Consider the following 13,518-nt stretch of genomic DNA (forward strand, 5'->3'; position numbering starts at 1 on the left):
CGCGGTCCGTGGCCGACATCGTCAATCTCCGCCAGGCTCGCAAGCAGAAGGCGCGGGACGACAAGGAACAAGCGGCCAGCCAGAATCGTGCCTTGCACGGCCGCACCAAGGCCGAAAAGCAGCGCGACCGCCTGATCGCCGACAGGAGCGAAAAATTCGTCGCGGGCCATCACCGCGAAAAGCCCGGCCAACCTTGCGACCCCAGCCAATCTGACGATCCCAGCCAACCAGACGGTCAATGAGCGCCGTCGAAAAACGCTCGGTGACCATTCGCGGCCATCGCACCAGCTATTCCCTCGAAAAGCCCTTCTATGACGATCTCGTCGCCATTGCAGCGGCGAGAAAGCTGACGCTCGCCGCCCTCGTTGCCGAAGTCGACGAGATCCGGCCGCGCGACACCAACCTGTCCTCGGCGCTGAGGCTCCATGTCCTGGAATGGGCGAAGCGCGGGGCGAACGTCTAAACTAGGCGCCCTCGACCGCGTCAGTCTTTTTCCCACGTCTGATGCCGAAGCCGAGCAAGGTCGAACGCTCGCGCTCCTCGGCCTGCTTGCGCGAGCGCACGCGCATCAGATCCTTCCAGCCGACATAGCCGACCAGTCTTCCATCCTCACGCGCCACGACCGGCAGATGCGATACATTGGCCGTCAACAGTTTGTCCGACAGGCCTTCCAGATATTCGTCGGGATAGGCCAGCGTCACCTTGCTTCCGGCCAGCAGCTCGCCGAGCGTCGTCGTCCGGTGCTTGCCGGCACGGCGCCAGCGCAGGATCGCCGGCGGATCGATAAGACCGAGTACCTGCCTGTTTTCATCGACCACGGGAAAACTCGGATGCCGGGTTTCCGGCGCGGTCAGGAAGGCGGCCGCGCCATGCAGCGTCATCGTCGTCGGCACGCTCTCGACGTCCGACGTCATCACCTCGCGCACCCTGGTGAGCGCGAATGGGTCGACGCGATATTCGCGAACCAGATGATGTCCCCGCCTGGCGATCTTCTCGGTCAGGATCGAACGCTTCATCAACAGCACGGTAACGGCATGCGCCGCCGCACAAGCCGCGATCAGCGGCACCAGCACATGCGTGTTGCCGGTCAGCTCGACTGCGAAGAAAGTGGCTGTCAGCGGCGCGCGCATCGTGCCGCCCATGGTGGCGGCCATGGCCAGCAGGGCCCAGAAGCCCGGGTCCGCCGCCGGCAGGATTCCGGCAAGCACCGCGCCCATTGCGCCACCCATGATCAGCAGCGGCGCCAGCACGCCGCCGGAGGTTCCCGAGCCGAGCGCCACCGACCAGATGATGGCTTTGACCACCAGCAGCAGCAGTGCCGCGGTGGCGATCGTGCGGCCGTCCAGCATGTCGGCGATGTTGTCATAGCCAACGCCGAGCGCCCGCGGGTCGATCAAGCCGCCGATGCCGACCACCAGGCCGCCGAGCATCGGCCACCACATCCAGTGGATCGGCAGCTTCTGGAAGCCGTCCTCGCAGGCATAGACCATCTGCGTCAGCAGTCCCGACAAAAGACCGGCGCAGATGCCGATCAGCACCCAGCCGCCAAGGCCGAGGAAGGAAACAGCCATGCCGCCCTGGAACGGAAAGATCGGCCCCGGCATGTGCAGCATCGTGCGCTCCACCTCCGCCACGATGGCCGCCACCGCCACGGGAATGAAGCTGCGTGGCGTCCATTCGAACAAAAGCAGTTCCACCGCCAGCATGATGGCGGCGATCGGCGTGCCGAACACGGTGGTCATGCCGGCCGCGGCCCCCGCCACCAGCAGTGTCTTGCGCTCGTTGTCGCTGACCGGCAGCATCTGCGCGATCAGCGAGCCGATGGCGCCGCCGGTCATGATGATCGGCCCCTCGGCGCCGAACGGCCCGCCGGAGCCGATCGAGATCGCCGACGACAGCGGCTTCAGGATTGCCACCTTGGCGTCCAGCCTGGAACGTCCGAGCAGGATCGCCTCGATGGCCTCGGGTATGCCGTGGCCGCGGATCTTCTCGCTGCCATAGCGCGCCATCAGGCCGATGATCAGTGCGCCGATGACCGGAACGATGACAGCGGCAAGCCCGAGCGGCGTATCCTGCAGCTTCAGATCGGCGAGCGAGAACTGACCGAAATAGGCGATGTTGGTGGCCAGCCGGATCAGCTTCAGAAGCACGATGCCGGCAAACAGCCCGGCGGTCGCCACCACCACCGCTATCGCGGCGACGAGCAGCACTCTGGCATCCGTGGTGAAATCCCTGAGATGACCGGGATTGGAGTTGTGGGTCTTCATGGTGGCTTTGCTTCCTGGCGGCGGCCATGTCTGGTTCTGCGGCACGGTCGAAGCGGCCAGCCGGTTGTCGGTCGGCTATGTATCGTAACACGATATATCTATTCAAGCTCGTTCTGCTCGAAATTTCGTTTGAGCTTTCACCGGAAAACGAAGACATCTCCGATATGAAGCAGCCGCCCAAGACACCACGCCCCACCATCAGGCAATCCGACTACCAGCGGCTGTCCGAGTTCCGCTACCTGATCCGCCGCTTCCTCGAATTCAGCCAGGTGCAGGCCGAGGACGCCGGCCTGACCCCGCGCCAGCACCAGGCGCTGCTGGCGATCAAGGGATTTCCCGGCGGCGGGCCGGTGACGGTCGGCGACCTGGCGGAACGCCTGCGCATCCGCCACCACAGCGCCGTCGAACTGGTCAACCGCCTCGGTGAGGCAGGATTGGTCGCACGCGACCAGGACAAGGACGACCACCGCCGCGTGCTGCTGCGGCTGACCGAGCGCGCCGACGATTGCCTTGCCGAATTGTCCGCCGCGCATCTCGACGAGCTCTCGCGCATAGAACCCATGCTGCGGCGCCTGCTCGATGGGGGCCGAGACTGACGCTCGGCGTCGGTGCGGGCCGATATCGAACAATTTATTCGGAATCCGAATCCTTTGACTTGGCCGCGGCGTCTTGGACACGCGATAGCCAAAGGAGCCAATGCGATGAAACACCATCTGATACGCTACAAGACGAAGCCGGACCGGGCCGACGAGAACGAGCGCCTGGTCAAGGCTGTGTTCGAGGAACTGCGCGGCAAATCGCCGGAGGGCGTTCGCTACATGACCTGGCGCTCCGGCGACGGCACTTTCGTCCATCTCGTCGAGATCGAAACCGACGAGCATGCCGACATCATCACAGGACTTGCCGCTTTCGAGGCCTTCCAAAATGGCATCAGGGATCGCTGCATCGACCCTCCGCATCGTGACGTGATGACAGTGGTGGGCCATTATCGGATGCTGGACGAGTAGCTTGGATAGAACCACGCCAAGAACGGCCGATGCATGAACAGTCCTGGCGAAATCCGCGAGCCTTTCGACCGCTTGTTCGGCGAATTGCGCCCCAAGCTGCACCGCTACTGCGCCCGCATGACAGGCTCGGTCGTCGATGGCGAGGACGTCTTGCAAGAGGCCTTGGCCAAGGCATTCGAGGCCTTGCCCGGCGCCGGGCCGATCGCCAATCCCGAAGGCTGGCTGTTTCGCATCGCCCACAATGCGGCGCTCGATTTCCTGCGCCGCCGCGCCCGTGAGAAGACTTTCCCCGACGAGGAGCTGGACATGATCGCCGACCCGGCAAATTCCATCGCCGCCCGGCAGGCCGCGGCAGCCGGATTGCACAGTTTCATGCGCCTTCCCGTCGCGCAACGAAGCAGCGTCATCATGATGGATGTTCTGGGCTATTCGCTGCAGGAGATCAGCGCCATGCTCGACACCAGCATTCCCGCGATCAAGGCCGCGCTCCATCGTGGCCGTGGCCGGTTGCGTGAGATCGCCGAGGAACAGGACGATCGTCCTGTTCCCAGGCTGAGTGCATCGGAGCGCCTGTTGCTCGACGCCTATGTCGATCGCTTCAACGCCCGCGATTTCGACGCCGTGCGGGACATGCTGGCCGATGAAGTGCGGCTGGAACTGGTGGCCAGGGCAAGGCTGAACGGCCGCAAGGAGGTGGCCACCTATTTCGGCAATTATTCCCGGGTGCAGGACTGGCATTTCCAGCCTGGTTTCGTCGAAGGCCGTCCTGCAATCCTCGTGCGCGATCCCAACGCCCCGAAGACAGCGCCGACATACTTCATCCTGCTGGGTTGGCAGGGCGGCAAGCTTGCCACCATCCGCGACTTCCGCCACGCCAGATACGTCGCTGACGGCGCCGAAACGTTCGAGACGATGCCTCTCGGGTGAGCAGCCGGACAGCCTGGCCCTATTGCAACGACTTCAACAGGTTGTCGACCGTGAACGGATTGGCTTTCGGCTTGGCCGGAGACGGATTGTCGTTGGCGGGCACGCGCTCGGCCTTGGGCGCTTGTTCCGCCGCCTTGCGCTCGGCTTCGAGCCTGGCTTTTTCCTGGGAGGCAATGCGCATCGCCTCCTCCGCCCTCTGACGCTCCTGCTCGGGCTGCGCCTTGGCCGCCTCGTCCGCCGCCTGCTGTTCCGCCGCCGCCTTGGCCTCGGCATCGGCCTTGGCTTTCGCTTCTGCATCCGCCTTGGCTTTCGCTTCCGCGTCGGCCTTCGCCTTGGCATCCGCTTCAGCCTGGGCCTGAGCGTCGGCTTCCGCTTTCGCCTTGGCGTCGGCCTCTGCTTTCAGGCGCGCCGCTTCCTCCTGTTGGCGCAGTTCCTCAGCGGCCTTGTCACGGGCATCCTGAAGTGCCGCGTAGTAGCGCACCTCGCGCCGCAGCCGCTGTTTCTCCAGCAGCGCGGCCTGCATCGCCTCGACGCGTTGCTGTTCTTTTTCCAGCGCGCGCTGGGTCAGGAACTGCGCCAGCGGCTCGCTGTCGAATTGGCGTTTCACGGCGCCGAACGGCCCCTCGGCGGTGAAATTCACGGCCGGCTCGGAGCCGACCAGCGCTTCGTCGCCGGGCCGATAGGTGACCGCGCCCTTGGCCGAAACCGTGCTGGCATTGAGGTCGGCCGTGATGTCGGCCGACAAGGTCGCCGCCGGATTTTCAAGGCTGATCGGCGGCGCCCTGAGCGTGCCGCCGGCAATCGTAAAGGCGACCTCGGCGTCTTTTGCGGCGAAGCTGCCGGCGGCGGCGATGCCAGGCGCGAAGCTGGCCGTCTTGGCGGCGTCGATATCGCGGCCGATCCCATCCGCCTTGGCGAGGAATGCGCCGAACGCGTCAGGATTGACGCCTGCGATCTGCAAGCCCTTCAGGGTCGCCGTGCCGGATCCCGACAAAGCGGCGATCATCGCATCGACCGACTTGCCGCTGGTCGACAGCGTCGTCGAGAAATCGCCGCTGCCGCCGATGCCCGCATTCGGCAACACATCAGCCAGATCGGCACCCGCCAGTTTCATCTGTCCGGTGAGAAGCCCGGTGCCCTCATTGTTCTTCAATTCGAACAGGCCAGAGAGCGCCCCGCCGAGGAATTTGGCTTTGAGATCGGCGACCCGAATGCCTTCCGGGTCGAGTTTGAGCGAGAAGGCCGCATCATAGGCGGTGGCCAACGGGCCGGCGGCCAGCGAGGCCGTGGTCAGGTCGAGATCGGCGGTGAACGGCAGGCTGGACTTCTGGCTGAACGGCGCCGACGGCCACGCGCTGGCCCTGTCACCCTTGTCGGCCTTGTTACTCTTGCCGGCATTAGCACTCTTGTCGGCCCCGTTCTTGTCCACGAGAAAAGCGGAATCGCCAAACAGCGCCACCGCCGTCGGATCGAGGTCGAGTTCGTCGAGCGCCAGCGCCCCCGCCAGATGCGGCACACCGTCCTTGCCGTCGACCCCTTGCTTGACATCGAGGTTGATGTCGCCCGACACAGCCGCCTCGTTGATGGCGCCGCTGAGCCCGGAGAGCACCAGCAGGCCGTTGCCGTAATCGGCCTGCGCGGCCAGCGATGTCGACATGCCGGCGCCCATGCCGGGCAGGCCGATTCCCGTCGTCATTAGCCACGGCTCGATGTCGGACGCGTCGAGATTGACCTTGCCCTTGGCCGTCGGACCTTGCGGCGTGTCTGCGACCGTTCCCTCGAAGCCGGCCTTGAAGTCGTTGCCGGCAAGGCTGAAGCTCGTCGCCAGGCCGCCGCCAAACGTGCCCTTGGCCTGGATATCGGTGCTTGCTTCACCCAGTATGCCGAGCGGCAGCGCCGGCAGGCCATAGAGCGCCAGCAAGGCGGTTGCGTCCGGGTTCCTGGCGTTGAACGTCAGTGTCACCGGCGCGTCGGCGAGCTTGTCCACCGCGCCCCTTCCCGACAGCGACGCCGAAAACGCCGAGCCGCCGGCATTGCCTTGCCCGCTCACCGCCAGGCCCGTGGTGCCGTCGCCATTGTCGGCGGCACTGGCCACGAGGTCGATGCGCGCATCCTGGAACAGGTCGGGATAAGCGGCGGCGCGGCCCGCGAGCCCCTTCAGCACGGCATTGTCAGGATAATGCTGCGCGGCGACATCGATCAGCGGTTTGAGGTCGACCGCGACAACGGACGCATCGAGCTTGCCGGTCGGGCTCGCCGGGAAATCCTTGATCCGGCCGGTGGCGCTGATCGAGGCGCCGGCCAGTCCGCCGACCGACAGCCGGTCGATTTCGAGCAGCCCGTTCCGCAGCCTGAGCGCGGTATCGACGGTATCGGCGGTCAAGCCACCGGCGCTGACTGGGCCGGCCTTGATCTGGAAATCGAGGTCGCTGTTGGCAAAGCGGTTGGCGCCCTTGTCGCTGACGAAGATCGAGGCGAAGGCCGTCAGCCCGTCGACATCGAGGTCACCGCCCTCGAGCCGCATCAGCACCGAGGGCTTTGCGTCCTCAGGCTGGCTGGAATCGATGCGGCCGGAAAACTTCGCCTTGCCCAGGATCAATTCGAGGTCGCTGAAGGACTGATGGTTTTCGGAGAGATCGACCTTGGCCTTGAAGCCTGCGGCAGGCAGACGGCGGATCGCCTCGTCGACATCCTTCGACAGCCAAGCCGCAAAACCCGAAGGTTGCGCCACGGCCAGCAGCAACGAGCCGGTGAAGCCGAAACGGCCCTGCACGTTGAGCATGACCTTGCCATCGGCCTCCAGTTTGGTGCGGCCCGGCAAGGTCGCGGCCAGCGATTTCACCGACCAGCCGTCACCGACCGGCTCGGCGGAAAGATGAACGTCGCGCACCGTGGTGTCGCCGGCCACCACCGCTGGCAGCTTGACCTCGACCGTGCCGGGAATGGTCGGCTTCGGCAGATCGAGCAGCGCCTGTTCGAGCCCGGCGATACGCTGGTCCAGCGTCAGGCCGGCGCCGGCCGGCGCACCCACCGCCTCGTCGAATTGCACCTGTGCGCCATTGGCCTCGATGGCGAAGCTCGGCTTCTGGCCGAGATCGATCGAAGCCTTGCCGTCGGCGGTGTAGGGATTGTCGAGCGGACCGGTCTCGAAACGGAATTCATCGACGCCAAGCTTGTGGTGGTCGAGCGAGAACTTGCCGTTCAGCCGGAAACCCGGATCGGGCTTGCCGCCGCTGATCTTGACCGTCTCGCCATCCGTGCCGCGCAACTCGGCTGAATTCTTGTCGGCACTACCCTTGTCGGCACCCGAAATCTTGAACTGGCCGGAATAGACGGCCGCACCGTTGACGATGCCGGCATTGCCGTCGGTCTCGATGACCAGCGGATAGGCATCGGGATCCGCCTTCACCCGTAACCGCATCTGGCCGGAGGGTTCGGCCTTGCCGGTCGACGCCGCGACCGTGGTGCGCAAGCCGTCCAGCCGCAACGTCCCGTCCATGCGCCACGGACCGGCCAGCGACTTGGCCGAAATGGTCGAGTTGATCTCGGAAAAGATGTGGCTGCGACCGCCGGCGGCATGACGCAGTTCGACCTGCCCTTCCGTCACCGTCAGCTTTTCGATCGAGATCTGGCTGGGGTCGAAGGGCGAGGACGGACGCATCGCCCAGTCGACGGTACCATTGGCGGCGATGTCTATGGTCGCCTTCGGCCGCACCAGCCGCATGTCGAAGATCAGCACTTCGCCGCGCAGGAAGGGCGCCAGTTCGGCGTCCATCGAAAACGTCTCGACGGTCATGGCCGGCTGGCCGTTCGGGCCACCGGCGACGGCGACGTTCGAAAAGGTCACCGAGGGAAACGGCAACAGCCTTGCCGTGGCGTCGCCCTGCACGGTCACCTTGCGGCCAAGGATGGCGCTTGCCTCGCGCTCGAACTCGGCGCGGTAGCCGGTCCAGTCGACGAAATACGGCACCACCAGCGCCGCAAGCAGCACCAGCACGAACAGGCCACCGAAGATCACGAACAGGCGTGCGAGCATCCGCTCCGAACAGGTTGATTGAAATTCTGTCGCACTCTACCCGCATCCGCGTGTCGATAAAGAGGCAAATCATCCGGTGTTGCGTCATGTCGGACGATCTGAAACAAATCCGTGAACAAGCGGAGATTCTTGGATGTCGGGCAAGAACTGGGATCGAGTGCCGATCGATGCGCAGAGCGTCGATGCCCCGCTATCGCAGTCGGCGATTTTCCTTGTCGTCACAGTCGCCGGCGAACAGCCGGCCCTGGCCAGGGTTTGTTCCGTGCTCGGCGAACTCGATGATCTGGTCAAGGCTGTCGGGTTCCGCGACCTTGGCGGGCGCCTGTCCTGTATCGCCGGCATCGGCCGCGATCTCTGGGACCGGCTCAGCCCCGGCCGGCGGCCGCTGGAGTTGAAGCCGTTCGCGCCGATCAAGGGCGCGGTCCATTCGGCGCCAACGACACCGGGCGACCTGCTCTTTCACATCCGCGCCGAGCGGCCCGACATGTGCTTCGAACTCGAACGTATCCTGCTCGACAGGCTTGGTCCCGGCGTGACCGTCGTCGACGAAGTGACGGGCTTTCGCTATTTCGATGCCCGCGACCTGCTCGGTTTTGTCGACGGCACAGCCAACCCGGCCGGCCTCGATTTGCCCGCCTCGGCGCGTGTCGGTGACGAGGATCCCGACTTTGCCGGCGGCAGCTATGTCGTCGTCCAGAAATACCTGCACGATATGCAGGCCTGGGCGCGCATCCCGACGCCCGAGCAGGAGGCGATCATCGGCCGCACCAAGATCGACAACATCGAAATCGATGACGACGACGCGCCGCGCAAATCGCACAAGTCGCTGGCCACCATCGAGGATGCCGACGGCAACGAATGCGACATATTACGCGACAACATGCCGTTCGGCAGGCCCGGGCAGAACGAGTTCGGCACCTACTTCATCGGCTACAGCAGATATCTCTGGGTCACCGAGAAGATGCTGCAGCGCATGTATGTCGGCGATCCGCCGGGTGCCTACGACCGGCTGCTCGACGTCTCGACGCCGCAGACCGGCACGACCTTCTTCGCCCCGACCCGTTCCATGCTGCAGACGCTTGTGCAGGCGAAGTAAGAGACGCTCACAGCCGCCGGTCATATTGGCTCGTTGCTGAGCCTGAATCAGATTCCGTTGCAATATGAAAGTCTCGGTCGAAAACGACCCATTGCAGACCGACGCCCAAGAAGGATATGTTGCGGCAGCGCGCGTAGGCATTCCGCCTCACCATCGCGCATGTTTCATGAAAGAAAATAACAGATTCTACTCGCTCATGCACGCGGTTTGTGCTGGTCATGGCTATTGTGGAGGAATGCACGGCGACAAATTCATGGACGTCATCGATTTTATTCCTCAATCCGGTAATGTTACAGCGGATCAATTCGTCGAATGGGTATTTCTAGCCGAGTATGAGAATGAGACCGAGCGAATGTCTCCCAGATGGGATCGGCATCGCCAGAGGATACGAGACTTTTTTGCTGAGCATATGGGATCAGACGCTGTCGATGCCAGCCAACTAAAATGGGAAGTGGAAAGCTAACCAACCCCTTGGCAAACTCAACGTGCGTCGCGTTTCGCTTGCGCCACCTTGGCCGCCTTGCGCTGGCGGCCGAGTTCGGCCGGTCGAACCAGGTTTGGAACCTTCTGATTGGCCACGGCCCGCATGCCCTTGTGCGCCGTTCGAGAATTGTGCGTGGGACCGTCCGGAGCTTTCTGCTTCAAGGCCAGCGCCTTGCGCGCATTGTCGATCAGCGAAATGCGGGCCGCCAGTTGGCGGCGCCGTTCGGCCTCGCCGTTCAGCCGCCGCATCGCCATCGCCAGCACCGCGAGCTTCACTTGCGAACCGCCATCGGCCTTTGACGGCGTAGCGCCCTTCGCCGCGCCCTTGCCGCGTATCTCGCGCCGCCTGCGATGTGCTTCGGTCTGCGCCTTGTCGCGCCGCTCCCGCAACAGCTTGACCAGGCCGGAGAGGTCGGAGTCGGAAAGCTCCTGCACCGCCGGATGGTGCGATTTCTCCACCATCTCGTGTTCGTCGGCGCTCAGCGCGCGCGCTTCTTCCTTGCGTGAAATGGCCATAAAGATCCTCCTCAGCCGGCATGCCTGTCTTTCCAGACCTGCCACCTGAGGAGCCTCGACCCGAATGGCCGCGCGGTCAAGACGCGCTCGTCACGGTGCCCTTAGCCCGCGTCAGGCAGGATCTTGCCCGGATTCATGATGTTTTGCGGATCGAGCGCCTGTTTGATGGTCCGCATGATGTCGACGCCGTGGCCGAGTTCATGGCGCAGGAAGCCGATCTTGCCCTGGCCGATGCCGTGCTCGCCGGTGCAGGTGCCCTCCATGGCGATCGCGCGCATGTTGAGCCGCGCGACGAATTTCTCCGACAGCGCGATCTCCTGGGGATCGTTGACATCCATCAGCACCAGCACGTGGAAATTGCCGTCGCCGGCATGGCCGACGATCGGCGCGATCAGGCCCATCTCGGCGATGTCGGCTTCGGTTTCGGTGACGCATTCGGCAAAGCGCGAGATCGGCACGCAGACATCGGTCGACAGGCCCTTGGCGCCCGGCCGCAAGGTCAGCGACGCCCAGTAGGCGTCGTGCCTGGCCTTCCACAATTTGGTGCGCTCCTCGGCGACGCTGGTCCACAGGAACGGCCCGCCGCCATTTTCTTCCGCGATCATGCCGAAGGTCTCGGCCTGCTCGGCAACGCCGGCGTCGCTGCCGTGGAATTCGACGAACAGGCACGGGCTCTCGGGATAATCGAGCTTGGAATAGGTCTTCATCGCCCGCATCTGCAGCGCATTGACCAGTTCGATGCGCGCCACCGGAATACCCATCTGGATCGTCGCGATGACCGCGTTACAGGCCGCCTCGACGCTCGGGAATGGGCAGACGCCGCCGGAGATCGCCTGCGGAATGCCTTGCAGCTTCAGGGTTAGCGCGGTGATGATGCCGAGCGTGCCTTCCGAGCCGACCAGCAGCCGGGTCAGATCATAGCCGGCCGAGCTCTTTTTCGCCCGCTTGCCGGTCGTCACCGTCTCCCCGTCGGCCATGACGGCGGTCAGCGACAGCACGTTCTCGCGCATCGTCCCGTAGCGCACGGCATTGGTGCCGGACGCCCGCGTCGCCGCCATGCCGCCGAGCGAGGCATTGGCGCCCGGATCGATCGGGAAGAACAGCCCGGTGTCGCGCAGATGCCGGTTCAGGTCCTCCCGCGTCACGCCGGGTTCGACGGTGCAGTCGAGATCCTGCGGGTTGACCGAAAGAATGCGGTTCATCCGCGACGTATCGACCGAGATGCCGCCACCCGGCGCGTTGGTGTGGCCTTCGAGCGAGGAGCCGACGCCGAACGCGATCACCGGTACGCGGTGCGCCGCGCAGGCACGCACGATCTCCTGCACCTCGGCCGTCGTCTCCGGAAAAGCGACGCCGTCGGGCGCCTGCGTCGGGATGTAGGTCGTCGTATGCGCGTGCTGCGAGCGGATAGCCTGGCCGATCTGGAAGCGCTCGCCCAGCCGCTGCTTGAGGATGCCGAGCACCGCCGCGATGCCTTCCTCGTTGCGTTCGACCGGATTGAGGTCGCTCAGAGCCATGAATTCCTCCGCGAATGGACCAGCGCCCACGCTTGTTATGCGATTATGGATGCGTAGTCTCCGCAGCTAGGCTCTGTCCAGCACCAGAACAAGGAAGTTTCGATGTCCATCCCCGCCCCCTTCGTCTCCAGGCCCATGGACATCGAGAAGGACTGGATCGACTATAACGGTCATCTCAACATGGCCTATTACAACGTGCTGTTCGACCGCTGCTCGGACGAGGCCTTCGAGGCGATGGGCATGGGGTTGGACTATGTGAAAGAGCGACGGCTCACCATCTACACCGCCGAAGTCCATGTCTGCTACGTGCAGGAACTGCACTTGGACCACAAGGTCACGGTCTCTTTCCAGCTCATCGACCATGACGAGAAGCGGCTGCGGGCCTATCAGGAAATCCGCCATGTCGACGGCTGGCTCGCCGCCACGTCCGAGACCCTGTCGCTGCATGTCGACATGTCGGGCCCGAAAGTGGCTCCCTTCCCGGCCGATGTGCTGGCCAGGATCGAAGCCATGCGCGCCGCCCATTCGGCGCTGCCGATGCCCGAACGCGCCGGCCGCTCGATCGGAATCAAGCGCAAACAGGGCTGAGCCGGCTCCATCTCGCCCCCTTGGCGCGGAGACCGGGCTGGCTTCAAAGCCACACCCGAACCTCAAAATCGCAGAACCTCCGATATCCACCGGCACCCGCGCTTGAAGCGGGTTCGCGCCGGCATTAACCTTACCGAGGTTTTAACGGGAACAAGCCATTTGAGCCGTTGAACGACTCAGCGGAGCGGTTGAAAACGTCCGCACAGGGGTTGTTTTGCGGGCGGCGAGGCGAAGCCGGTTCGAGGAACGTGCATGAAAACCGACATCAAGATCGAGGTGGACAGGCTGGCGGCCGATCCGCGCATATCAGACTATGATTTCTGGCGTTCGCTCAAGAATGTGGACAACGAGATCTTTCACATCGCCAACAACAACGAACCGATTCCGTTCGACATGATTCGCTGGCGCAGCATCCTGAAGCGCGCCCGCCTGAAGCGCGGCCACGCGTAAGGCGGGCGATTTCAATCGCCGTCTGGCGCCGACATTTTTCTCGTAACTTGGCGCTGCCCCTCATGAGGGGCGGCGCGACGTTTCAAGCAACATCTCACGGATCAAACCTGCCGCTTGATCGCCGCCAGCGGCGAGCGCGCGATCACCGGCGAAGACTGGATGATCGCCGTGTTGGTCATCGCATGGGGGATGATGCGGTCGATCACCCGTTCGAGTTCGGCGACCGAGCCGACATGCGCCAGCGCGATGAAACAGTCCTCGCCGGTCACCCGGTCGCATTGCGCGATTTCCGGCAGGTCGCGGATGATCTCGGCGACAACAGCCAATTGCCCCGGCACCGGCCGGATGCGCAGCCATGCCGATAGTTTCAGGCCAAGAGCCGCGGGATTGATCTTGACGCAATAGGCTTCGATCACGCCGTTCTCCTGCAGCCGCTTGATGCGCTCGGCCACACTCGGCGCTGACAGGCCGACCGAGCGCGCCAACTCCGCCGTGCTGATGCGCGCGTCCTCTTCCAGGAGGCGCAATATCTTCATGTCGGCCGCATCAAGATCGGCATTTTCGGTTCGAAGGCGTTTCACGGAAACCTCCTTGCTTCCGGAACAGAAGTGGCCTGATAGGCCACTCATCA

Annotated in this window: 14 protein-coding genes; 9 read left to right on the forward strand and 5 right to left on the reverse strand. The window is 64.1% G+C overall.

Annotated elements, in window-relative coordinates; all coding sequences use genetic code 11:
* The first annotated feature begins 8 nt into the window (after window positions 1-8).
* Entirely contained in the window at window positions 9-242 is a 234-nt protein-coding gene (locus tag FJW08_RS24310) for a DUF4169 family protein (protein ID WP_140812607.1), read from the forward strand.
* Window positions 239-463 (forward strand): ribbon-helix-helix domain-containing protein, encoded by a 225-nt coding sequence (locus FJW08_RS24315; protein ID WP_140812608.1) that lies wholly within the window; start codon window positions 239-241, stop codon window positions 461-463. The genes FJW08_RS24310 and FJW08_RS24315 overlap by 4 nt, the downstream gene beginning before the upstream one ends.
* Window position 464: 1 nt before the next feature.
* Here the strand turns inward: FJW08_RS24315 and FJW08_RS24320 are convergent, their stop codons facing one another.
* Window positions 465-2,267 (reverse strand): chloride channel protein, encoded by a 1,803-nt coding sequence (locus FJW08_RS24320; RefSeq protein WP_140812609.1) that lies wholly within the window; start codon window positions 2,265-2,267, stop codon window positions 465-467.
* A gap of 164 nt (window positions 2,268-2,431) precedes the next feature.
* Between FJW08_RS24320 and FJW08_RS24325 the strand changes: the two genes are divergently transcribed.
* The 3 genes from FJW08_RS24325 to FJW08_RS24335 all read left to right on the forward strand — a co-directional run bounded on the left by FJW08_RS24325 (window position 2,432) and on the right by FJW08_RS24335 (window position 4,201).
* Window positions 2,432-2,863 carry a MarR family winged helix-turn-helix transcriptional regulator gene (locus FJW08_RS24325; protein ID WP_181183035.1) on the forward strand — a complete coding sequence of 144 codons (432 nt, stop codon included), beginning with the start codon at window positions 2,432-2,434 and terminating at the stop codon, window positions 2,861-2,863.
* Between the two features lie 105 nt (window positions 2,864-2,968).
* A complete protein-coding gene (locus FJW08_RS24330) occupies window positions 2,969-3,274 on the forward strand; it encodes a hypothetical protein (protein ID WP_140758118.1) in 306 nt (101 codons plus the stop codon).
* 33 nt (window positions 3,275-3,307) lie between these two features.
* Window positions 3,308-4,201, forward strand: coding sequence for a sigma-70 family RNA polymerase sigma factor (locus FJW08_RS24335; RefSeq protein ID WP_140812610.1), 894 nt, complete (start codon window positions 3,308-3,310; stop codon window positions 4,199-4,201).
* A gap of 19 nt (window positions 4,202-4,220) precedes the next feature.
* On the opposite strand, the gene FJW08_RS24340 is transcribed toward FJW08_RS24335, so the two are convergent.
* Window positions 4,221-8,237: an AsmA family protein gene (locus tag FJW08_RS24340; protein ID WP_140812611.1), complete on the reverse strand. Its 4,017-nt coding sequence runs from the start codon at window positions 8,235-8,237 to the stop codon at window positions 4,221-4,223.
* A 133-nt stretch (window positions 8,238-8,370) separates the two neighbouring features.
* Between FJW08_RS24340 and FJW08_RS24345 the strand changes: the two genes are divergently transcribed.
* Together FJW08_RS24345 and FJW08_RS24350 are read left to right on the forward strand one after the other, a co-directional pair.
* Complete coding sequence (locus FJW08_RS24345; protein WP_140812612.1) at window positions 8,371-9,333, forward strand: Dyp-type peroxidase; 963 nt, start codon at window positions 8,371-8,373, stop codon at window positions 9,331-9,333.
* A gap of 91 nt (window positions 9,334-9,424) precedes the next feature.
* A complete protein-coding gene (locus FJW08_RS24350) occupies window positions 9,425-9,796 on the forward strand; it encodes a hypothetical protein (RefSeq protein ID WP_181183036.1) in 372 nt (123 codons plus the stop codon).
* Between the two features lie 17 nt (window positions 9,797-9,813).
* On the opposite strand, the gene FJW08_RS24355 is transcribed toward FJW08_RS24350, so the two are convergent.
* Both FJW08_RS24355 and FJW08_RS24360 read right to left on the reverse strand, forming a co-directional pair.
* On the reverse strand, window positions 9,814-10,332 hold the full coding sequence (locus tag FJW08_RS24355; protein WP_140812614.1) for a hypothetical protein: 519 nt from the start codon (window positions 10,330-10,332) through the stop codon (window positions 9,814-9,816).
* Between the two features lie 101 nt (window positions 10,333-10,433).
* Window positions 10,434-11,849 (reverse strand): FAD-linked oxidase C-terminal domain-containing protein, encoded by a 1,416-nt coding sequence (locus FJW08_RS24360; protein ID WP_140812615.1) that lies wholly within the window; start codon window positions 11,847-11,849, stop codon window positions 10,434-10,436.
* A gap of 102 nt (window positions 11,850-11,951) precedes the next feature.
* Here FJW08_RS24360 and FJW08_RS24365 point away from each other — a divergent pair, with 102 nt between their 5' ends.
* Together FJW08_RS24365 and FJW08_RS24370 are read left to right on the forward strand one after the other, a co-directional pair.
* Window positions 11,952-12,437: a thioesterase family protein gene (locus tag FJW08_RS24365; RefSeq protein WP_140812616.1), complete on the forward strand. Its 486-nt coding sequence runs from the start codon at window positions 11,952-11,954 to the stop codon at window positions 12,435-12,437.
* Between the two features lie 252 nt (window positions 12,438-12,689).
* The gene (locus tag FJW08_RS24370) at window positions 12,690-12,887 is read left to right on the forward strand and encodes a hypothetical protein (RefSeq protein ID WP_140758125.1); all 198 of its coding nucleotides are present in this window, start codon (window positions 12,690-12,692) and stop codon (window positions 12,885-12,887) included.
* Between the two features lie 101 nt (window positions 12,888-12,988).
* On the opposite strand, the gene FJW08_RS24375 is transcribed toward FJW08_RS24370, so the two are convergent.
* A complete protein-coding gene (locus FJW08_RS24375) occupies window positions 12,989-13,468 on the reverse strand; it encodes an Lrp/AsnC family transcriptional regulator (protein ID WP_140812617.1) in 480 nt (159 codons plus the stop codon).
* Window positions 13,469-13,518: the final 50 nt, after the last annotated feature.

Source organism: Mesorhizobium sp. B3-2-1, from assembly GCF_006439515.1.
Classification (GTDB): domain Bacteria; phylum Pseudomonadota; class Alphaproteobacteria; order Rhizobiales; family Rhizobiaceae; genus Mesorhizobium.

What these genes read in the sequence shown, in the direction of transcription:
- FJW08_RS24345 (WP_140812612.1), top strand. Translation starts at nt 8,371, where the DNA reads ATGTCGGGCAAGAACTGGGATCGAGTGCCGATCGATGCGCAGAGCGTC.
- FJW08_RS24315 (WP_140812608.1), top strand. Translation starts at nt 239, where the DNA reads ATGAGCGCCGTCGAAAAACGCTCGGTGACCATTCGCGGCCATCGCACC.
- FJW08_RS24370 (WP_140758125.1), top strand. Translation starts at nt 12,690, where the DNA reads ATGAAAACCGACATCAAGATCGAGGTGGACAGGCTGGCGGCCGATCCG.
- FJW08_RS24355 (WP_140812614.1), bottom strand. Translation starts at nt 10,332, where the DNA reads ATGGCCATTTCACGCAAGGAAGAAGCGCGCGCGCTGAGCGCCGACGAA.
- FJW08_RS24330 (WP_140758118.1), top strand. Translation starts at nt 2,969, where the DNA reads ATGAAACACCATCTGATACGCTACAAGACGAAGCCGGACCGGGCCGAC.
- FJW08_RS24360 (WP_140812615.1), bottom strand. Translation starts at nt 11,849, where the DNA reads ATGGCTCTGAGCGACCTCAATCCGGTCGAACGCAACGAGGAAGGCATC.
- FJW08_RS24320 (WP_140812609.1), bottom strand. Translation starts at nt 2,267, where the DNA reads ATGAAGACCCACAACTCCAATCCCGGTCATCTCAGGGATTTCACCACG.
- FJW08_RS24340 (WP_140812611.1), bottom strand. Translation starts at nt 8,237, where the DNA reads ATGCTCGCACGCCTGTTCGTGATCTTCGGTGGCCTGTTCGTGCTGGTG.
- FJW08_RS24325 (WP_181183035.1), top strand. Translation starts at nt 2,432, where the DNA reads ATGAAGCAGCCGCCCAAGACACCACGCCCCACCATCAGGCAATCCGAC.
- FJW08_RS24365 (WP_140812616.1), top strand. Translation starts at nt 11,952, where the DNA reads ATGTCCATCCCCGCCCCCTTCGTCTCCAGGCCCATGGACATCGAGAAG.
- FJW08_RS24335 (WP_140812610.1), top strand. Translation starts at nt 3,308, where the DNA reads ATGAACAGTCCTGGCGAAATCCGCGAGCCTTTCGACCGCTTGTTCGGC.